The organism is Microbispora amethystogenes, from assembly GCF_016863015.1.
GTDB lineage: Bacteria > Actinomycetota > Actinomycetes > Streptosporangiales > Streptosporangiaceae > Microbispora > Microbispora amethystogenes.
The window spans coordinates 44,863-63,906 of the sequence record NZ_BOOB01000046.1 but is presented as its reverse complement, the minus strand read 5'-3'; the positions used below and the strand labels follow the sequence as shown (position 1 = coordinate 63,906).

The window sequence follows — 19,044 nt, the reverse complement described above, 5'->3', positions numbered from 1 at the left end:
CTTTTGCGTAGCGTTGGGAACCGCGCGGTGGGGGATCGAGGAACGGCGCGACCGGGCCTCGTCGTCACCCTGCCCGCCAAGGGCACATAGGTGGTCGAACTCGTTCTCCGGGCATGGCCGGGAGTCCCCGGAGGCTGCCCTGAGCTTGTCCCTCGTCAACCTGAGTTGTGCCCTGGACGTCCAGGACATGCGGGTCGATCATGTAGGCGGGAGACTTTGCGAGGGAGACGATGGCAGGACGGGCTCGACGGCAGAGGTCCGCGGACGACAAGGAGACGCGGCAGATATCGGCACAGTCGAGGAGCGCCATCGTGGTCGCTCTGGTAACGGTCCTGGGCACCATCGTGGTCGCGTTGATCCAGCAGGTCTGGTCACATCAGGACTCCTCGTCGGTCGCGGAGTCGGCCACTCACGCGCCGTTCCAGACATCCCCGCCTGCCTCTCCCTCGGGAGGGGTGGCACACGTCGTACGACGTCAAGGGCGGCTCGTGCTCAAGAGGTGGTGGGGCTATGACCTTGACTCCCAAGCACCCGACTGGAACGGAACCCCGAACGGCTGGAGAGGCCACGATGTCGGATACCAGCCCAGGCCCGAGATGAAGACGATCGTGGCTCGCCAGGATCAACCCAGCATCGCGCCATTGCAGGCAGCCCCTATTCACAGCTACGAGGATTGCGCGACCACGCTCTATACCGCGCCGCTGGTCACGGAACCGTGGGTGGCCCGAGGCTATGCGTCCTGCGTGCTCACCGACCAGGGCCGGTACGCCCTCCTGAGCATCGACGAACTGGACGATAAACAAGTCTCGGCAACGGTGACCGTCTGGGATTAGCCGGTACGGCTCACGACTTCGAATCCTTGAACCGTGCCGAGTTTCGTGGATCGCTGTGACGTGCTTCGGGTTCCGTGGGGTGAGCGTGGCGGGACTCGCGGGGCCGCTCTTTGATCCGCGCTTGCTTTCCTGCCCGGTGTCCTTGGGGCGAGTGCGGGGATGGTGCCGGTGTGCGCTCGCCTGTCGGGGAGCGGGCGCGCACTCCAGGCACGACCCCGGCGGAACCCGGAGAGCGCCGGCCCGTCCCGCCTGCCGACGCGGACGTGCCGTTCCTCCCCTGACCAGAACAGACGGAACCGAGCAGCCTCGCCAGAGCGACCTTAACGGAGAGTGACCAAGTGACGACACCGGTCAAGAGGATCACGATGTCCAAGCCATTCTGCGCCCTCGCCGGCGTGGGCCCCTACGCAATCGCCAAAGCCAACGAGGTCTACGAGGACATGGCTCTTCGCGGCCGCAGGCTCGTCAGCAGGATGACCAGGGAGGCCGCGCAGGAGTTCCAGGAGACCGCGCACGAGCTGGAGGACCTCTCCAGGACAGCTCGCCGCACGCAGGAGATGGAGGAGCGGGAGAAGGCGAGGGAGACCGCCACCCAGACGCCGGCCACCCAGACGCCGGCGCGGAGCCGCGCCGCGGCCACCCGGGGCTGAGCCGCGCCGACGGCGACGTCGACGACCGGGGGAGCGTTCCGCCAGGGCCGGGGCTGGGGGCGGGGCCACTCGTCATCAGGCCGTCCGGTTCGGTCCCGCCGGGCGTGAGCCGGACGGCCGATGCCGGGACGGACGCGCCGGGCGCCGGGTGTGCCGCCGCCCGGCCGGCGTGGCATGCTGCGTGCCATGGCGAACGCAGCACCCGTGACCCTGGTCGTCGGCGACGAGGAGTTCCTGGCCGATCGGGCGGTCCGGGCCGTCGTGGCGGCGGTCCGCGCCGAGGACCCGGGGGCGGAGGTGCACGACCTCCAGGGGGGCAAGGTGGAGCCCGGGGAGCTGACCGGGCTCACCTCGCCCTCGCTGTTCGGCGACAGGTCGATCATCGTGATCCGCGCTGCGCAGGACCTGCCCAAGGACGTCGTCGCCGAGGTGGTGAAATACACCGCGCGCCCGGCCGACGAGGCGGTGCTGGTGCTGGCCCATCCCGGCGGGGTCAAGGGAAAGGCACTGGTCGACGGGGTGAAGAAGGCGGGCGCCGACGTCGTCACCGTGGCCAAGCCGACCAAGGCGGGGGAGCGGCTCGACTTCATCAAGGCCGAGGTCCGCAGGGAGGGCCGTACGATCTCGCCCGCCGCCGCTCAGGCGCTGCTCGACGCCGTGGGCAGCGACCTGCGGGAGCTCTCGGCGGCCTGCGGCCAGCTCGCGTTCGACACCCAGGGCAAGAACATCGATGAGGCGGCGGTCGCGAAGTACTACCGGGGGCGGGCCGAGGTCAGCGGCTTCACGATCGCTGACCTGGCCGTGGAAGGCCGGTTGGGTGAGGCGCTGGAGCAGGTCCGCTGGGCCCTGGCGACGGGCGTGGCGCCGGTGCTGATCGTCAGCGCCCTGGCGGGTGGCCTGCGCTCGCTCGCCAAGGTGGGAGGCGCGCCCCGCAACCTCAGGGGCGGCCAGCTCGCGAGTCATGTGGGTATGCCGCCGTGGAAGATCGACCGGGTCAAGCGCCAGCTCGGCGGCTGGGGCCCGGAGGGCATCTCCGCCGCCCTTCAGGCGGTCGCCGTCGCGGACGAGCAGGTCAAGGGAGGCGGCGCCGACCCGGGGTACGCGCTGGAGAAGGCCATCCACACGATCGTCGCCAGCCGCACCGCCCGCTGACGCCCTCGCGGGCGGAGCGAGGCGACAGCCGGTCGCGGGGCCAGCCAACAGGGCCGGCCAACAGGGCCTCGCCTGTGGGCGGGATGCCGGCCTCACCGCGGGCCTCACCGGAGGAGGCCTCGATTGCGGGCCTCATTGCGCGGGAAAAGGCCGGGGCGAGGGGCGGGATCGGGAACGCGAAAACGCCGCATCTCCCGATCAGGGAAGATGCGGCGTGCGCTCGGTGCGGAACTACTTGGCGGCCTGCAGGGCCGCGGCGCGCTTGGCGATCGCGGACTTGCGGTTGGCGGCCTGGTTCCTGTGGATCACGCCCTTGCTGACGGCCTTGTCGAGCTGCCGCGACGCGGCCTGGAGCGCGACGAGGGCGTCGTCCACGTTGCCCTGGTCGGCGGCCTCGCGGAACTTGCGGACCGCGGTCTTCAGGGACGACTTGACGGCCTTGTTGCGCAGCCGGCGCTTCTCGTTCTGCCGGTTCCGCTTGATCTGGGACTTGATGTTCGCCACGAAGAGAGCCTCAGTGTTAAGTCTCGGTCGGATGGGGCGCGCGGGCTCGTGAGAGGGCGCGCCACACGCAGTTGGACAGGATACCAACAGCCCGGGCCGTCGCTCAAATCCGCGACGGCGGGCAGCCCTGCGTCCATGTTATCGCGGCACGACCGCCGTGGTCCGCACATCGGCCCGCCCGAGCGACTCGGCGGAGCCTCCGCCGGCTCCTCCGCGCACCCAGGCCGTCTCGTACTCCCTCCAGTCCTCCTCCGTGGCCGCGAAGTCGACGTACAGGGCCAGGCCGAACTCGGTGCGCGGCCCGTGCTCGCCGAGCGCGAGCCGCGCGCCCTCGGCCGCGGCCTCGACGCTCTCGGCCCGGTCGGCGTACGGGACGCCGTGGTCGTGATAGGCGGGCGCGCCGATGAGGAGGGTCTTGTCCTCGGGCACCAGGCCGAGCGCGAGCGAGGTCTGCCGCGCGACGTAGCCGCCGTAGAGGGAGCGCAGCGGCGTCCACGAGTCGTACGTCATGATCGCCACCTGGTCGGTGAGGCCGACGACCTGCCGGAAGTAGTCCGGCGTCCAGTATTTGTCGTGGCCGATCGCGAGGCCGGTGGGGGCGCGCAGGCCGGGCAGCGGCTCGATCTGCTGGGTGGCGACGGACAGGAGTCGGGCACCGATCGCCGCCCGCGTCTCCCGCAGCACGCCGAGGAACGGCCCGTCCCCGTCGGGCACCGGCTCGAAGTCGTAGTGGATCCCGTCGAACCCGACGGCGACCAGGTCACGGGCGCCCGCCACGATCCGGGCCCGCGCGGCCGGGTCGGCCAGGCTCAGGTGGGGCTTGCCGTTGTCGTTGACGGTCTGGCCGAGCCAGGCCGACACCCGGACACCGGGCACGTTCTTGCGCCACCATTTCAGGAAATTTCCGGCGTTGGCGTAGCGGTCCGGCGGCAGGGTCCCGTCGTACTTGAACGGCCCGCTGTGGACGTACACGTCCCTGATCCCGCTCGCGCGCAGCCGTACGGCGAGGGCCCGCACGTCGGCCTCGGTGCGGCGGCCGTCCACCCAGGCGTGGCCCATCCACAGCGCGTCGTGCCCGGTGGTCCGGGTCCAGGCGGCGGGTGTCCCGGCGAACTGGACGCGCAGCGCGGCCGCCGCCGCGAGGCCGAGCGCGAGCGGGACGGCCGCGGCGAGGGCGGTCCAGCGGAGAACGCGTCTGACGGTCCGTCTGGTGGGTCGTCTGGTGGTCGAGGCAAGCACCCGGACATGCCACCATGGAGGGTGGCTGGTCCGCCAGCCGCGAGAGGGCCCGCCGAACGCGAGGCGAGGGCGGCCCGATCGACAGCAGTCAGTCGAAACCCGTATGACCACACCCTTGTTGAAACGGACTCCGGTGCGCACTCAGCCTGGCCAGACCGACCCCGCGTTGATCCGCAACTTCTGCATCATCGCGCACATCGACCATGGCAAGTCGACACTCGCCGACCGCATGCTGCAGCTCACCGGCGTGGTGGACGACAGGTCGATGCGTGCGCAGTACCTCGACCGCATGGACATCGAGCGGGAACGGGGCATCACGATCAAGTCGCAGGCCGTGCGGCTGCCCTGGGACGGCCACGTCCTGAACATGATCGACACGCCCGGCCACGTCGACTTCACCTACGAGGTGTCGCGCTCGCTGGAGGCCTGTGAGGGTGCGATCCTGCTGGTCGACGCGGCGCAGGGCATCGAGGCCCAGACGCTGGCCAACCTCTACCTGGCCATGAACGCCGACCTGCACATCATCCCGGTGCTCAACAAGATCGACCTGCCCGCCGCGCAGCCCGACAAGTACGCCGAGGAGATCGCGGGCCTCATCGGCTGCGACCCCGGCGACGTGATGCGCGTGTCCGGCAAGACCGGTGTGGGCGTCAAGGAGCTGCTCGACCACGTCGTGGAGCACGTGCCGGCGCCGGTCGGCAACCCCGACGTCCCCGCCCGCGCGCTGATCTTCGACTCCGTGTACGACACCTACCGGGGCGTGGTGACGTACGTCAGGGTGGTGGACGGGCACCTGTCCAAGCGTGAGCGCGTGCTGATGATGTCGACGGTCGCCCAGCACGAACTGCTGGAGATCGGCGTCATCTCGCCGGAGCCCATGCCGTCCGACCGGGGTCTCGGCGTCGGCGAGGTGGGCTACCTGATCACCGGCGTGAAGGACGTGCGCCAGTCGCGGGTCGGCGACACGGTCACCAACGCGGTCAAGCCGGCCGCGGAGGCGCTGGGCGGCTACGAGCATCCGAAGCCGATGGTCTACTCGGGTCTCTATCCGATCGACGGCGACGACTATCCCGAGCTGCGCGAGGCCCTCGACAAGCTGCGGCTGAACGACGCCGCGCTGGTGTACGAGCCGGAGACGTCGGCGGCGCTCGGCTTCGGCTTCCGCTGCGGCTTCCTCGGCCTGCTGCACATGGAGATCGTGCGGGAGCGGCTGGAGCGCGAGTTCAACCTGTCGCTGATCTCGACGTCCCCCAACGTCATCTACCGGGTGATCATGGAGGACGGCAACGAGCACGTCGTCACCAACCCCTCGGAGTTCCCGGCCGGCAAGATCGGCGAGATCTACGAGCCGATGGTGAAGGCCACGGTGCTCGCGCCGGCCGAGTTCATCGGGGCGATCATGGAGCTGTGCCAGGGCCGCCGCGGCCAGCTCCAGGGCATGGACTACCTGTCGGAGGACCGGGTCGAGATCCGCTACACGCTGCCGCTCGGCGAGATCATCTTCGACTTCTTCGACCAGCTCAAGTCGAAGACCCGGGGATACGCCTCGCTCGACTACGAGCCGTCGGGCGAGCAGGCGGCCGACCTGGTCAAGGTGGACATCCTGCTGCAGGGCGAGACCGTCGACGCCTTCAGCGCCATCGTCCACCGCGACAAGGCGTACGCCTACGGCGTGGAGATGGCCAAGAAGCTCAAGGAGCTGATCCCGAGGCAGCAGTTCGAGGTCCCGATCCAGGCCGCGATCGGCGCCCGCGTCATCGCCCGTGAGAACATCCGCGCGATCCGCAAGGACGTCCTCGCCAAGTGCTACGGCGGTGACATCAGCCGGAAGCGCAAGCTGCTGGAGAAGCAGAAGGAAGGCAAGAAGCGGATGAAGATGGTCGGCCGCGTGGAGGTCCCGCAGGAGGCCTTCGTCGCCGCCCTCTCGTCCGAGGCGCCGGACAAGACCAAGAAGTAGCTTTTTTGCCTGGTTTCAAGACAACTTAATGGGATCGCGCGGAAACATGACCATCCGTTAACGTTTTGCCATGCGCATCCTCTCTGTGAACGTGGGCCGGGCGGTCGACGCCGAGTGGGCCGGCGACCTCCGGCGTACCGCCATCGACAAGCGCCGCGCCGAGGGGCGGGTCGCCGTACGCGAGAACGGCCTGGCGGGGGACGAGCGCGCCGACACGGTGAACCACGGGCACCGGGACCAGGCGGTGTACGCGTACGCCCGGGAGGACTACGACTGGTGGGAGCCCCGGATGGGCCGCGACCTGCGCGACGGCCAGTTCGGGGAGAACCTCACGACGTCGGGGGCCGACCTGACTGGGGCGCTCCTCGGCGAGCGGTGGCGGGCCGGCACCGCCGTGCTGGAGGTCACCTATCCCCGCATCCCGTGCGTCGTGTTCCGTAACTGGCTCGACGAGCGCGGCTGGGTCAAGCGCTTCACCGAGGCGGGCCGCACGGGGGCGTACTTCCGGGTGATCCAGGAGGGCGAGCTCGGCGCCGGCGACGAGATCGAGGTGCTGGACCGGCCTGCGGACGGCGTCACCATCGGCCAGTCGTTCCGGGCCTACCACGGCGACGGGGACCTGCTGCGGCGGATCCTCGGCCTGCCCGGCCACAGCGACAAGTGGGACAGAGTCGCCCGGCGCGTGCTCGGCAGCCGCACCGAGGCCACCAGCTCCTGATCGCCCGGCCCTGATCGCCTGGGCCCGACCCCGCGTCGCCTGATCGGCGCCGCTCTTCTGATCTCCGCCGTGGCATCGGGGGCGAGCCGGGCACGTACGCGCCCATGGGAGCCACCGCGGAGCGCGCTATCTCGGCCGTACGGTGTGACGGAGGGCGCGCGAGAATGCGGCTCGGACGCCTCTCGCCCAGGTGGGCGGGAGGTGAAAGTTACAGCCCGTGCTCCACGGCGGGGTGACCCGTCGCGGGCTCCCGCGCCCAGATCAGGCCGGTGCGGGCCGAATCGTGCGCCGGCGTCGCCCGCATGGGTGTCTTGACCGTTCTCCGTACATGGGATTGGCTCCGCGCCGTGGCGCCGTCCGTGGTGACCACCGGACCTTCGCCAAGGGGGATACGTCTGTGATCGGCAACGATCACTGGATTTGTTAACGCTAACATCCCCGTCAGTTGAAGCGCACCCGCTGAGGAGCGATGCCGATGGACAGGAAACGCATCCGCGCGAAGCTGGTCCCCGCCGTCACGGCGGCGCTGGCCCTCGCGTCGGGCGCCGTGGCGCTTACCACCGTGAGCCCGGCGCAGGCACTGGAGAACGGGGTGGCCAGGACCCCGCCGATGGGGTGGAACAGCTGGAACACCTTCGGCTGCAACATCAACGAGTCGCTGATCAGGGGGATGGCCGACGCCATCGTCAACAGCGGACTGCGTGACCTCGGCTACCAGTACGTGGTGGTCGACGACTGCTGGTTCAACCCCAACCGCGACTCGTCGGGCAACATCCAGGGCGACCCCTCCCGCTTCCCCAGCGGGATGAAGGCGCTCGGCGACTACCTGCACAACAAGGGCCTGAAGTTCGGCATCTACCAGGTGCCCGTGGACAAGACCTGCGCGCAGTACTTCAACAGCTACCCCGGCGCTACCGGCAGCCAGGGCCACGAGGCGCAGGACGCCCGGCAGTTCGCCGCGTGGGGCGTCGACTACCTGAAGTACGACTGGTGCTCCCCGAACGGCACGATCAACGACCAGATCACCACGTTCGCGAAGATGCGTGACGCGCTGAAGGCGACCGGACGGCCGATCGTCTACAGCATCAACCCCAACAGCATCCACGCGAAGACCGGCCCGCAGCGCAACTGGGGCGACGTCGCGAACATGTGGCGCACCACCGAGGACATCACGAACAAGTGGGACACCGGCCAGACGAACGGCTATCCCATGGGCATCCAGAACATCGTGAACGTCACCGTGCCGCTCGCCTCGTACGCCGGTCCCGGGGCCTTCAACGACCCCGACATGATGGAGATCGGCCGGGGCGGCATGAACGACACCGAGATGCGCAGCCACTTCGCGCTCTGGGCGATGATGGCCTCCCCGCTGATCGCGGGCAACGACATCCGGTCCATGGACTCGGCGACGCAGACGATCCTCAAGAACAAGAACCTCATCGCCATCAACCAGGACTCGCTGGGCCTGCAGGCCACCCAGGTCTCCAACGACGGCACCCGGCGCGTGCTCGCCAAGAAGCTCGCCAACGGCGACGTCGCGGTCGCCCTGTTCAACCAGGGCGGCTCGACCACCACGGTCTCGACGACCACCTCCGCCATCGGCAAGCCCGGCGGCACGGTGACGCTGACGGACGCGTGGACCAACGCGACCAGCACCACGAGCGGCACGATCTCCGCCAGCGTTCCGGCGCACGGCACCGTGGTCTACCGGGTCAGCGGCCCGGGGAGCAGCCCGAGCCCCAGCGCGAGCCCGAGCGCCAGCCCGAGTGCCAGTCCAAGTGTGAGCCCCAGCGTTAGTCCCAGCGCGAGCCCGTCGGCTTCGCCGACGAGGTCCCCGGTTCCCGGCGGATGCTCGGCGACGATCAAGACGATCAACAGCTGGGGTGGCGGGTTCCAGTCCGAGGTGACGGTGCAGGCGGGCAGCTCGGCGGTCAACGGCTGGACCGTGAAGTGGACCTGGCCGAGCGGCCAGAGCATCAGCAGCCTGTGGAACGGCCGGCAGAGCACGTCCGGTTCCTCGGTGACGGTCACCAACGAGTCCTACAACGGCTCGATCGCGGCGGGCGGCTCCACGACCTTCGGCTTCACCGCCAACGGCAACGCGGCCACCCCCACCGCCACCTGCACCAGCCCCTGACCCTCTGACGGTACGGATGGGGGACCGGGGCGGGGGCAGCGCCCCGGTCCCCCATCCGCTCACCTGAGGACGGAGTAGAGGGCGGTGGTGAGGGAGGCCTTGGCGTCGTCCTGGTCGATGGACCAGGGCATGGAGCCGCCGAGGCCCTTGAGGCGGATGTAGGCGGCCTTCTGCAGCATGACGGCGGGGTCGTCGTACGACCAGAACTCATTGCCGTCGTAGAGCCAGAGGGCGCCGGTGAGCAGGTCGCGGTGGCGCTTGCCGGGCTTGCCGACGAGGTTCTTGTAGTCGTCGCTGCCGGCGGCCCAGGTGCCGGGCGCGGGCCCGGCGGCGGGGGCGTAGCGGCCGTCGCCGCGGGAGGTGACCCCGGTCCAGCCCTGGCCGTACGCGGGGACGCCGACGACGATCTTGCGGGCGGGTACCGGGCGCTGCCAGTCGGGGGGGCCCAGGGGTCGGCCGATTGACGCGCTCCCCGGCTTGAGGGCTGGGGATTCAGTCCGTGCCGTGTTATGCGGCACCTCTGTGGCTTCCTGCTTCACCGGGCTGTGCCACCTGGTGGGGTGGTCTTACCTGCCCTCCACCGGGACGGCGTGTGCCGTCCCGCCCACGGGTGTGGGAGGCGTTTGACCTCTCCGCCCGTCCGGCGGCGAGGATGTTCTTCGCGGCGTTGACGTCCCGGTCATGGGCCGCCCCGCAGGGGCACCGCCACGACCGGACGTTCAACGGCATCGACCCGGCGACCGCCCCGCACGCAGAACACCGTTTCGAGGAGGGGAACCACCGGTCGATTCGATGGAAGGCCCGCCCGTGCAGGCGGGCTTTGTACTCCAGCATGCCGACGAAGGACGACCAGCCCGCGTCGTGCACGCTCTTGGACAGCCTCGTGCGCGCCAGTCCCTTGACCGCCAGGTCTTCCACGTAGATCGCTTGGTTGTCGCGAACTATCCGGGTGGACAGCTGGTGGTGGAACTCGCGGCGCGCGTCGGCGACCTTCGCGTGCCGGCGGGCGACCTCCTGCCGGGCTTTGGCCCGGTTGTTCGACCCTTTGGCCTTGCGGGACAGCGCCCGCTGGAGGTGTTTGAGTTTCTTCTCGGCCCGGCGCAGGAAACGTGGGGCGTCGATCTTCCGCCCGTTGGACAGGACCGCGAAGGCGGTCAGTCCGAGGTCGATCCCTGCCTCCGGCTCGACCGGCGGCAGGGGTTGTTCGGCGACCTCGACCACGAACGAGGCGAAGTACCGCCCGGCCGCGTCCTTGATCACCGTCACTGATGAGGGTTCGGAGGGTAGGGTGCGGGACCAGCGGACCGGAAGGTCTCCGATCTTCGGTAGGCGAAGCCTCCCGCTCGCGGTGATGGAGAACCGGGCGTTCTTGGTGAAGCGGATCGCCTGCCGGTTGTCCCTTTTGGACCGGAACCGGGGCGGGGCGACCTTCGGCCCCTTCCGCTTGCCGGTGATCGAGTCGAAGAAGTTCCGGTACGCCTTGTTCAGGTCCGCCAGCGCCTGCTGTAACACCACGGCGGACACTTCGCCCAGCCAGGAACGCTCGGAGGTTTTCTTCGCGTCGGTGATGACCCGCGTGGACAACTCCCCGTCGCAGATGTACGGCAAGCCGTGCTCCCGGGCGTCCTGCCGTGCCCGCAGCCCGTCGTTGAACACGACCCGCGCGCACCCGAACGCCCGTGCCAGCGCGGCACGCTGACCAGGCGTCGGGTGGAGGCGGAAGTTGTACCTGAGCTGCACACCGTGACGATACCGATTGGTCTGTGATCGAACATGGAGATGTCAGAGTCGGCAGGAATTGCGTTTTCGTCCTGCAGGCCCACGTGGTTTTCGTGACTACCGGGGCATGACGCTGCTTGAACGTCGATCCGCCTTGGCGGCGAATCGGCTTTACTTGCCCCGCTACGCGGGCGGGTCCGCTTCACCCCTGGCCTGCAGGCCAGAGCACTACGGGCGAATCCGGCAGCAGGTGCCCTCGGGGCCGACGAAGCCGAAGGCGTAGTTGAGATGGGTCAGTTTCGCCGCCGCCCCGCTGACGTCCACGTCCCGAACACGGAAGTTCTAGCCGTACACGCCCCACTGGATGAAGTACGCGACGCGCTTGTAGCGGTCCGCGCCCGTCGTGGCGTGCGCTTGGACCGGCGCGAGCCCGGCGGCCAGGTGGTGGAGCATGCTCGCGATTACGGCATGGGGGAGTTGTCTGGCCGACTTGACGATACCGTTGGAGTCGACAATTCATGGCAACGCCAGACAACCCCCCACGGAAGCGCCGAGACGTAGATGGCACAAGAACTCGCCCCGTCGGGAACCGGCGTCCGACGGTCGCTCGAAGTCCGGCGGCACAAGAGTGTTCGAGTGACTCTCGCTTTTCTTCTTTGGGTCGCCCTTGTGGCGTTTCCGATCAGTCTTTCGTGGTACGTTGACGACCAGATCGGCTGGCCGCTGCCCCTCCGGGACGCGCTGGCCGTGGGGGCTCGGCTTTCGCCTATGGCGGCCCTTTTCTTCCTGACGCCGAAGGTGTCCTACCGGCGGCGAGACTGTCTCATGTACCTGGTCCCCTTTTTCGGGGTTTTCGTATTTCCCTTCATAATCTTCTGGCGGGTCGTTCGTCTGCCTCTGCGCGACTGGCCGTTACGGCCCGACGAGTGTCACCCCTGACGGGCCTGTCCCGGTTCCGTCTCCGCCGGTCATCGCCCGCAGGCCGGACGGCCCGGGCGGCGGCCCTACTGGACGCTGAACTTCTCCCAAGGGCCGATCTTGTAGCTGACGTCGGGGGTGCGGCCGCGCAGCATCCCGTACCGGGAATCCGTCTTGCCGTAACCGAGTTCCGCCGCGACGTACTTCAAGTTGGCGGCTTCGATAAGCACGCAGCCCGTTCCGCAGGAGGTGATGAAGAACCTCTCCCAGGTGCCGGCGGAGGTCGCGCGGGCGCGCAGCATCCCATAGCGGGAATCCGACGTGCCGTAACCGAGTTCCGCGGAGACGTACTTGCCGTTGTGCCGGGACTGGATCGTGTAATTGCGGCCGTTGTAGCAGATCCGGAACTTCTCCCAGGGGCCGACGCCGGTGGCGCGGGCGCGCAGCATCCCATAGCGGGAATCCGACGTGCCGTAACCGAGTTCCGCGGAGACATACCTGCCGTTCGCCCGGGACTTGATGCTGCGGTTCTGGCACTTCAGGGCGGACGCGTCCCGAACGGTCGCCGAGGTGAGCGACGGAGCGGACGCCGGGGTCGCCGACCGGGCGAGAACGGGCGCGGGCGTGACGACCGTGCTCGCGCCGGCGAGGAGCAGGCACGCGGCCACCTTGAACTGTTTCATCAGATCCCCCATTAGTGTCCTACAGCAGCGATCATTGTGGTCGGCTGTTAAGGGGCATCCGATGATCTTCTGGTGCTCGTTGCCCATCTGTTACTCAGCGGGGGTGACGCCTCTCACGCCTGCCTCGGCAGGGTGCGACTGGCGGCAGACTGGAGGGGTGCCTTCCGTTCTTCCCGACGGCGATCCCGCCCCCGCGAGCGGCGCGCTGCCGCCCGGAGCCCTCGACGGGCTCGGCTCCCGTCCGTTCGGCTTCTACGTGCACGTGCCGTTCTGCGCGACGCGCTGCGGCTACTGCGACTTCAACACCTACACGGCCGCCGAGCTGGGCCCGGGCGCCGCGCAGCGCGACTACGCCGCCACCGCGATCGAGGAGGTGCGGCTGGCCCGGCGGGTGCTCGGGGACGCCGCGCCGCCGGTCGAGACCGTCTTCTTCGGCGGTGGCACGCCGACGCTGCTGCCCGCCGCCGACCTCGTACGGATCCTGGACGCCGTCGCCGAGGAGTTCGGCCTGCGGCCGGGCGCCGAGGTGACGACCGAGGCCAACCCCGAGTCCGTCGACCCGACCTACCTGAAGGAACTGCGGGAGGGCGGCTTCACCCGCGTGAGCTTCGGCATGCAGAGCGCGGGCGAGCACGTCCTCGCCGTCCTCGACCGGCGGCACACGCCCGGCCGCCCCGCCGAGGCCGTACGGGAGGCCCGTGCGGCCGGGTTCGAGCACGTCAACCTCGACCTGATCTACGGCACGCCTGGGGAGAGCGACGACGACTGGCGGGCCTCGCTGGAGGCCGCCCTGGCGGCCGGGCCCGACCACGTCTCGGCGTACTCCCTGATCGTGGAGGACGGCACCCGGCTCGCCGCCCGCATCCGGCGCGGCGAGCTGCCGATGCCCGAGGACGACGTGGCGGCCGACCGCTACCTCATCGCCGAGGAGGCGCTGACGGCCGCGGGCCTGAGCTGGTACGAGATCTCCAACTGGGCGGCGGGAGACGAGGCCCGCTGCCGCCACAACCTGCTCTACTGGACCGGCGGCGACTGGTGGGGGGTCGGCCCGGGGGCGCACAGCCACGTCGGCGGCACCCGCTGGTGGAATGTCAAGCACCCCGCGGCGTACGCCGCCCGCCTGGCGGAGGGGGCCTCGCCGGCACACGCCCGCGAGGTGCTGACGGCGGAGGACCGGGCCGTCGAGCGCGTCATGCTGGAGCTGCGCCTCGCCTCGGGCTTCCCGCTCGCCGACCTCGCCCCCGAGGCGCGTACGGCCTGCGCGCGGGCGCTGGGGAGCGGCCTGCTGGAGACCGAGGCGTTCAAGGCGGGCCGGGCCGTGCTCACGCTGCGCGGCCGGCTCCTCGCCGACGCCGTCGTACGCGACCTGACCCCCTAATCCGCCTGATCCGGGGCTGTGACGAAGTCGATGAGTTCTTCCACGCGGCCGAGCAGTTCGGGCTCCAGATCGGCGAAGGTCGTGACGCGGCCGAGGATGTGTCGCCACGCCTCCTGGGGGTCCATCCGCCAGCCCAGGGCGGCGATCACGCCCTCCTTCCACGGCACGCCGCGCGGCACGTCCGGCCACGCCGGGATGCCGAGCGAACGGGGCTTGACCGCCTGCCAGATGTCCACGAAGGGGTGCCCGACGACGAGCACGTCCGCGCCGGAGACCCGGGCGGCGATGCGGCTCTCCTTGGAGCCGGGCACCAGGTGGTCCACGAGCACGCCCAGCCGCCTGCCCGGCTCCGGGCCGAACTCCTCCACGATCGCGGGCAGATCGTCGACGCCCTCCAGGAACTCGACGACGACCCCCTCCACCCGCAGGTCGTGGCCCCAGATCTTCTCGACCAGCGCGGCGTCGTGGACGCCCTCGACGTAGATGCGGCTCTCCTTGGCGACCTGGGCGCGCAGCCCCTCGACCGCGATCGACCCGGAGGCGCTCCGCAGCGGGCCGGACGGCCGCGCCTGGGGACGGACCAGCGTCACCGGCCTGCCGTCGAGGAGGAACCCGGCGGGGGTCAGCGGGAACACCCGGCGCCGCCCGAAGCGGTCCTCCAGCGTCACGGCCTCCTTGTCGCAGTCCACCACCGCGCCGCAGAAGCGGCCCTCGGCGTCCTCGACCACGAGGTCGGGCTCGGCCGGGATCTCGGGGATCTGCCCCCGCCGTGGTCGCCGCCAGTCTCCGGAAAGCACGTCCCGCCCGTACATGCGGGGAACGCTAGCAAATCCCGGGCCGCCGGCTCGCCCGATGCGCCCGCAATCAAGTCGCGTTGCCCCTGATCGTCTCCTCGTTATCGCACGCCGAGCGGTCGTAGCCGTACACTTGGCACTCGGGAACACAGAGTGCCAGAGTCGGTGTTTCCAGGGCACAGGGAGGTGACACATTGCTCGACGACCGCAAGCTCGCCGTCCTGCGCGCCATCGTCGAGGACTACGTGTCCACCAACGAGCCGGTGGGGTCCAAGGCCCTGGCGGACAGGCACAACCTCGGCGTCTCCCCGGCGACCATCCGCAACGACATGGCGGCGCTGGAGGAGCAGGGCTACATCACGCAGCCGCACACCAGCGCCGGACGGGTCCCGACCGACAAGGGATACCGCCTGTTCGTCGACCGGCTGTCGCAGATCAAGCCGCTGTCCGGGGCGGAGCGCAGGGCCATCGAGACGTTCCTCGCCGGGGCGGTCGACCTCGACGAGATCGTCATGCGCACGGTGCGGCTGCTCGCGCAGCTCACCCGGCAGGTGGCCGTCGTGCAGTATCCCTCCCTCACCCGGTCGTCGGTCCGCCACGTGGAGATCGTCCCGCTGGCGGAGCGCCGGGTCATGCTGGTGCTGATCACGAACACCGGGCGGGTGGAGCAGCGGGTGGTCGACCTGCCCGAGGCGCTCGCCGAGGACCGGATCGCGAACCTGCGCTCCGTGCTGAACGGCTGCCTCGACGGGTGCTGGCTCTCGCAGGTGCCCGAGACCGTGGCCGGCATTCCCGAACGGCTGCCGCCGGAGGAGAGGCCGGTGGTGGCGACCATCATGTCCGTGCTCCTTGAGACGCTCGTCGAGCGGCACGAGGAGAAGATCGTCTTCGGCGGTACGGCCAATCTGGCGGGCGCCGACTTCAGCGTGGGCCTGCGCGACGTGCTCGAGGCTCTGGAGGAGCAGGTCGTGCTCATGCGCCTGCTGGGCGAGACCGGCGGGCTGTCCGAACTCACCGTCAGAATCGGATCCGAGAACCCCTACAGCGGGCTGCGCGGCACCTCTATCGTGGCCGCCGGATACGGTTCGGGCGACAAGGAACTGGCCCGGCTGGGAGTGCTGGGCCCGACACGAATGGACTATCCGGTGACGATGGGTGCGGTGCGCGCTGTGGCGCGGTACGTCGGCCAGATCCTGGCGGGGTCATAAGTGTCCAACGACTACTACGCGACCCTTGGCGTCCGGCGCGACGCCAGCCAGGAAGAGATCAAGAAGGCGTATCGCCGTCTCGCCCGTGAGCTGCATCCGGACGTCAACCCCGACCCGGAGACCCAGGAGCGGTTCAAGGAGATCAACCAGGCGTACGAGGTGCTGTCCGACGCGGGCAAGCGCCGCATGTACGACATGGGCGCCGATCCGTTCGCGAGTGGCGGCGGGCCGGCCGGTGCGGGCGGCTTCGGCGCGGGCTTCCCGTTCAGCGACATCATGGACGCCTTCTTCGGCTCGGCAGGCGCCGCGCGGGGCCCCCGCTCACGCGCCCGCCGGGGCCGCAACGCCACCATCCGGGTCGAACTGGACCTCGCGGAGTCGGCCTTCGGCACCACGCGCGAGATCGTGGTCGACACGGCCGTGGTCTGCGAGGTCTGCCAGGGCTCCGGGGCGGCGTCCGGCACCCACCCCGACACCTGCGACATGTGTCACGGGCGGGGCGAGGTCTCGCAGGTCACCCGCTCGTTCCTGGGCCAGGTCATGACGTCCCGCCCCTGCCCCCAGTGCGGGGGGTACGGCAGCGTCATCCGGCACCCCTGCATGGAGTGCTCGGGCGAGGGACGGGTCAGGACCCGGCGCACGATCAAGGTGCGGATCCCGGCCGGCGTCGAGGACGGCACGCACATCCAGCTCGCGGGCGAGGGCGAGGTCGGGCCGGGCGGAGGCCCTCCGGGCGACCTGTTCCTGGAGATCGTCGAGCGGCCGCACCAGATCTTCGAACGCCGCGGCGACGACCTCCACTGCACCGTCCAGATCCCGATGACCGCCGCCGCGCTCGGCACCGTGCTGTCGATCGACACCCTCGACGGCGCGGAGGCCATCGACGTGCGGCCCGGCACCCAGGCCGGTCAGGTCATCCCCCTGTACGGCAAGGGCATCCAGCGGCTCAACGAGACCGGCCGGGGCGACCTGCTGATCCACGTGAACGTCGAGACGCCGACCAAGCTCGACCCGCAGCAGGAGGAACTGCTCAGGGAGCTGTCGAAGCTGCGCGGGGAGGAGCGGCCGCCCGGCAAGTTCTCTCCCGGCCAGCAGGGCTTCTTCTCGCGCCTGCGGGACGCCTTCAACGGCCGCTGACGCCGGATGAGCGAGCGGAGCGAGCGAATCGGTGGGCACAGTGCGTTTCGCGCATGCGACCCCGAGCCGTCAGGCGAGGGGGTGGCATGAGCGTTCCGGTGTTCCTGTCGGAGGCGGCCGGTCAGGCGGGGGACACGATCGTCCTCGACGGGCCCGAGGGGCGGCACGCCGCGTCGGTGCGCCGCCTTCGGGCGGGGGAGCGGGTCGACCTCACCGACGGCGCGGGCCGGGTGGCCGAGTGCACGGTCACGACGGCCGGCAAGGACGCGCTGACCGCCGCCGTGCTGCGCCGCTACGAGGTGCCGCCCCCGCGGCCGCGGCTGGTGGTCGTGCAGGGCCTGCCCAAGGGCGATCGGGGCGAGCTCGCGGTCGAGATGATGACCGAGGCCGGGGTGGACGTGATCGTCCCCTGGGCCGCCGCCCGCTGCGTCACCCAGTGGAAGGGCGACCGGGCCGGCAAGTCGCTCGCCCGCTGGCGGAGCACAGCGCGCGAGGCGGCCAAGCAGGCCCGGCGCTTCCACCTGCCCGAGGTGACCGAGCAGGCCACGACGGCTCGGGTCCGCTCGCTCGTCTCGGCGGCGGCGCTCGCGGTCGTGCTGCACGAGGAGGCCGCCGAGCCGCTGAGCCGGCTCGAGCTGCCGGAGGACCCCGGCGACATCGTGATGATCGTCGGCCCGGAGGGCGGCGTCACCGACGAGGAGATCGCCGGGTTCCGCGCGGCGGGAGCCGTACCGGCCCTGCTCGGCCCCACGGTGCTGCGCACCTCGACGGCGGGCGTGGCCGCGGCGGCGGTCCTGCTGGCCCGCTGCGGCCGCTGGTGAGGGACCGCGGCCCGCACTCCCTGACGGCCGTCAGGGAGTGGGGGTGTCGGCCGCGTTGGGCGTGACCGTCTCCGTGGGCGGGGCGCTGGGAGTGGCCGAGGGCGTGGCGGTCGCCGTGGGCGGAGCCGACGAAGGGGCGGTGGTGTGCGTGGCCGACGGCGGCGCGGGCTGCGTCGTCTGGACGGGCGGGCACGTCGCGGGCAGGGTCGGCTCGGGGTCGACCACTCCGGCCCGTGCCGGGGGCGACGCGCAGGGGTCGGACGGCGACGGAGACGGCTTGGTGGCCGGGCCCGGCCGGTGTGAAGGAGACGGGCTGGTCCGCCCGTGCGACGGGCTCGGGCTGGTGGTGACGATGATCACCACGCCGGGCCGCGAGGGGGCCCCGTCGGCGGGCGGGCGCGTCACGGTCGAGCTCTGCGGGTCCTCCTCGCGGGCGTCGCCCGACACCGCGATACCGGTGCGGTCGGCGACCTGCTCGCGCAGGCCGGGGACGAGCATCACGACCGCGCCCGCCGCGAGGACGGCTCCGGCGGCCGCGGCGCCCACCCGCAGCCACAGCACGTTCCGCAGGCCGCGCAGGCCCCGCTGGTCGATCCGCCGGCGGATGATGTCGAGTCCTTCGGGAGACGGCACGACCGAGTCCGCCTCCGCGCGCAGGGCACGGCGAAGCGACTCGCCGTACTCGTCGTCGGACGGGAAGGTCATGAGAACTGCTCCAGTGCCATCCGTAGTGCGGCCATGCCGCGGGACGTGTGACTCTTCACCGCGCCCTTGCTGATGCCCATCGCGTGTGCGATCTCGGCCTCCGACAGGTCGCCGTAGTATCGCAGCACCAGCGCCTCGCGCTGCCGGGTGGGCAGGCCGCGGAGCGCCTCGATGACGGCGGAGCGTTCGAGCTCGCCGATCGCGCCGTTCTCGGCGCTCGGCGCGTCCGGCAGGCCCTTCGGGGCGTACTTCTCGACGACCGCGCGGTGCCGCAGCACCGAACGCGAGCGGTTCACGACCGATTGGCGAAGGTAGGCCAGTGCCTTGTCGGTGTCCCTCAGGCGCCGCCACGCTCCGTGGAGAGCGACGAAGGCGTCCTGAACGACCTCTTCCGCGCTGGCCACGTCACGGACCAGCAGCACCGCGAGACGCACCAGTGACCGATAGTGAGCGCTGTAGAGCGCCGTCACGGCCATGTCGGCATCCCACCC

18 protein-coding genes are annotated in these 19,044 nt (G+C 70.4%); 10 read left to right on the top strand and 8 right to left on the bottom strand.

Features of this window, described 5'->3' with window-relative positions:
• Window positions 1-311 precede the first annotated feature (311 nt).
• The 3 genes from Mam01_RS28250 to holA all read left to right on the top strand — a co-directional run bounded on the left by Mam01_RS28250 (window position 312) and on the right by holA (window position 2,635).
• Window positions 312-833: a hypothetical protein gene (locus tag Mam01_RS28250; protein ID WP_204288192.1), complete on the top strand. Its 522-nt coding sequence runs from the start codon at window positions 312-314 to the stop codon at window positions 831-833.
• Window positions 834-1,198: 365 nt separating this feature from the next.
• On the top strand, window positions 1,199-1,483 hold the full coding sequence (locus Mam01_RS28245; protein ID WP_204288191.1) for a hypothetical protein: 285 nt from the start codon (window positions 1,199-1,201) through the stop codon (window positions 1,481-1,483).
• Between the two features lie 186 nt (window positions 1,484-1,669).
• Window positions 1,670-2,635: a DNA polymerase III subunit delta gene (gene holA, locus Mam01_RS28240; protein ID WP_239101684.1), complete on the top strand. Its 966-nt coding sequence runs from the start codon at window positions 1,670-1,672 to the stop codon at window positions 2,633-2,635.
• Between the two features lie 231 nt (window positions 2,636-2,866).
• On the opposite strand, the gene rpsT is transcribed toward holA, so the two are convergent.
• Entirely contained in the window at window positions 2,867-3,139 is a 273-nt protein-coding gene (gene rpsT / locus Mam01_RS28235) for a 30S ribosomal protein S20 (RefSeq protein WP_150937054.1), read from the bottom strand.
• 138 nt (window positions 3,140-3,277) lie between these two features.
• Window positions 3,278-4,378 (bottom strand): glycoside hydrolase family 18 protein, encoded by a 1,101-nt coding sequence (locus Mam01_RS28230; RefSeq protein WP_204288190.1) that lies wholly within the window; start codon window positions 4,376-4,378, stop codon window positions 3,278-3,280.
• A 133-nt stretch (window positions 4,379-4,511) separates the two neighbouring features.
• Between Mam01_RS28230 and lepA the strand changes: the two genes are divergently transcribed.
• The 3 genes from lepA to Mam01_RS28215 all read left to right on the top strand — a co-directional run bounded on the left by lepA (window position 4,512) and on the right by Mam01_RS28215 (window position 9,190).
• Window positions 4,512-6,335, top strand: coding sequence for a translation elongation factor 4 (gene lepA / locus Mam01_RS28225; RefSeq protein WP_373868730.1), 1,824 nt, complete (start codon window positions 4,512-4,514; stop codon window positions 6,333-6,335).
• 70 nt (window positions 6,336-6,405) lie between these two features.
• Window positions 6,406-7,053 carry an MOSC domain-containing protein gene (locus tag Mam01_RS28220; RefSeq protein ID WP_204288188.1) on the top strand — a complete coding sequence of 216 codons (648 nt, stop codon included), beginning with the start codon at window positions 6,406-6,408 and terminating at the stop codon, window positions 7,051-7,053.
• Between the two features lie 475 nt (window positions 7,054-7,528).
• Entirely contained in the window at window positions 7,529-9,190 is a 1,662-nt protein-coding gene (locus Mam01_RS28215) for a cellulose binding domain-containing protein (protein ID WP_204288187.1), read from the top strand.
• Window positions 9,191-9,249: 59 nt separating this feature from the next.
• On the opposite strand, the gene Mam01_RS28210 is transcribed toward Mam01_RS28215, so the two are convergent.
• The 3 genes from Mam01_RS28210 to Mam01_RS28200 form a co-directional block, all read right to left on the bottom strand.
• Window positions 9,250-9,708 carry a glycosyl hydrolase family 18 protein gene (locus Mam01_RS28210; RefSeq protein ID WP_239101683.1) on the bottom strand — a complete coding sequence of 153 codons (459 nt, stop codon included), beginning with the start codon at window positions 9,706-9,708 and terminating at the stop codon, window positions 9,250-9,252.
• Window positions 9,698-10,930, bottom strand: a complete 1,233-nt coding sequence (locus tag Mam01_RS28205; protein ID WP_204288186.1) for an RNA-guided endonuclease InsQ/TnpB family protein — start codon at window positions 10,928-10,930, stop codon at window positions 9,698-9,700. The genes Mam01_RS28210 and Mam01_RS28205 overlap by 11 nt, the downstream gene beginning before the upstream one ends.
• 983 nt (window positions 10,931-11,913) lie before the next feature.
• Window positions 11,914-12,510, bottom strand: a complete 597-nt coding sequence (locus tag Mam01_RS28200) for a fascin domain-containing protein (protein ID WP_204288185.1) — start codon at window positions 12,508-12,510, stop codon at window positions 11,914-11,916.
• Between the two features lie 157 nt (window positions 12,511-12,667).
• Here Mam01_RS28200 and hemW point away from each other — a divergent pair, with 157 nt between their 5' ends.
• Window positions 12,668-13,888, top strand: a complete 1,221-nt coding sequence (gene hemW, locus Mam01_RS28195; protein ID WP_204288184.1) for a radical SAM family heme chaperone HemW — start codon at window positions 12,668-12,670, stop codon at window positions 13,886-13,888.
• Here the strand turns inward: hemW and Mam01_RS28190 are convergent.
• A complete protein-coding gene (locus Mam01_RS28190) occupies window positions 13,885-14,700 on the bottom strand; it encodes a DUF3097 domain-containing protein (protein WP_204288183.1) in 816 nt (271 codons plus the stop codon). The genes hemW and Mam01_RS28190 overlap by 4 nt on opposite strands.
• A 176-nt stretch (window positions 14,701-14,876) precedes the next feature.
• Between Mam01_RS28190 and hrcA the strand changes: the two genes are divergently transcribed.
• The 3 genes from hrcA (at window position 14,877) to Mam01_RS28175 (ending at window position 17,848) form a co-directional block, all read left to right on the top strand.
• Complete coding sequence (hrcA, locus tag Mam01_RS28185; RefSeq protein ID WP_111697206.1) at window positions 14,877-15,890, top strand: heat-inducible transcriptional repressor HrcA; 1,014 nt, start codon at window positions 14,877-14,879, stop codon at window positions 15,888-15,890.
• Window positions 15,891-17,027 (top strand): molecular chaperone DnaJ, encoded by a 1,137-nt coding sequence (gene dnaJ / locus Mam01_RS28180; RefSeq protein WP_204288182.1) that lies wholly within the window; start codon window positions 15,891-15,893, stop codon window positions 17,025-17,027. It abuts the gene before it with no gap.
• An 86-nt stretch (window positions 17,028-17,113) separates the two neighbouring features.
• Entirely contained in the window at window positions 17,114-17,848 is a 735-nt protein-coding gene (locus Mam01_RS28175) for a 16S rRNA (uracil(1498)-N(3))-methyltransferase (protein ID WP_204288181.1), read from the top strand.
• 30 nt (window positions 17,849-17,878) lie between these two features.
• Here the strand turns inward: Mam01_RS28175 and Mam01_RS28170 are convergent, their stop codons facing one another.
• Complete coding sequence (locus Mam01_RS28170; RefSeq protein WP_204288180.1) at window positions 17,879-18,553, bottom strand: hypothetical protein; 675 nt, start codon at window positions 18,551-18,553, stop codon at window positions 17,879-17,881.
• The gene (locus tag Mam01_RS28165) at window positions 18,550-19,029 is read right to left on the bottom strand and encodes a SigE family RNA polymerase sigma factor (RefSeq protein ID WP_150937145.1); all 480 of its coding nucleotides are present in this window, start codon (window positions 19,027-19,029) and stop codon (window positions 18,550-18,552) included. The genes Mam01_RS28170 and Mam01_RS28165 overlap by 4 nt, the downstream gene beginning before the upstream one ends.
• Window positions 19,030-19,044: the final 15 nt, after the last annotated feature.

What these genes read in the sequence shown, in the direction of transcription:
- Mam01_RS28190 (WP_204288183.1), bottom strand. Translation starts at nt 14,700, where the DNA reads ATGTACGGGCGGGACGTGCTTTCCGGAGACTGGCGGCGACCACGGCGG.
- holA (WP_239101684.1), top strand. Translation starts at nt 1,670, where the DNA reads ATGGCGAACGCAGCACCCGTGACCCTGGTCGTCGGCGACGAGGAGTTC.
- Mam01_RS28215 (WP_204288187.1), top strand. Translation starts at nt 7,529, where the DNA reads ATGGACAGGAAACGCATCCGCGCGAAGCTGGTCCCCGCCGTCACGGCG.
- Mam01_RS28200 (WP_204288185.1), bottom strand. Translation starts at nt 12,510, where the DNA reads ATGAAACAGTTCAAGGTGGCCGCGTGCCTGCTCCTCGCCGGCGCGAGC.
- Mam01_RS28175 (WP_204288181.1), top strand. Translation starts at nt 17,114, where the DNA reads ATGAGCGTTCCGGTGTTCCTGTCGGAGGCGGCCGGTCAGGCGGGGGAC.
- Mam01_RS28170 (WP_204288180.1), bottom strand. Translation starts at nt 18,553, where the DNA reads ATGACCTTCCCGTCCGACGACGAGTACGGCGAGTCGCTTCGCCGTGCC.
- Mam01_RS28245 (WP_204288191.1), top strand. Translation starts at nt 1,199, where the DNA reads ATGTCCAAGCCATTCTGCGCCCTCGCCGGCGTGGGCCCCTACGCAATC.
- Mam01_RS28220 (WP_204288188.1), top strand. Translation starts at nt 6,406, where the DNA reads ATGCGCATCCTCTCTGTGAACGTGGGCCGGGCGGTCGACGCCGAGTGG.
- Mam01_RS28165 (WP_150937145.1), bottom strand. Translation starts at nt 19,029, where the DNA reads ATGGCCGTGACGGCGCTCTACAGCGCTCACTATCGGTCACTGGTGCGT.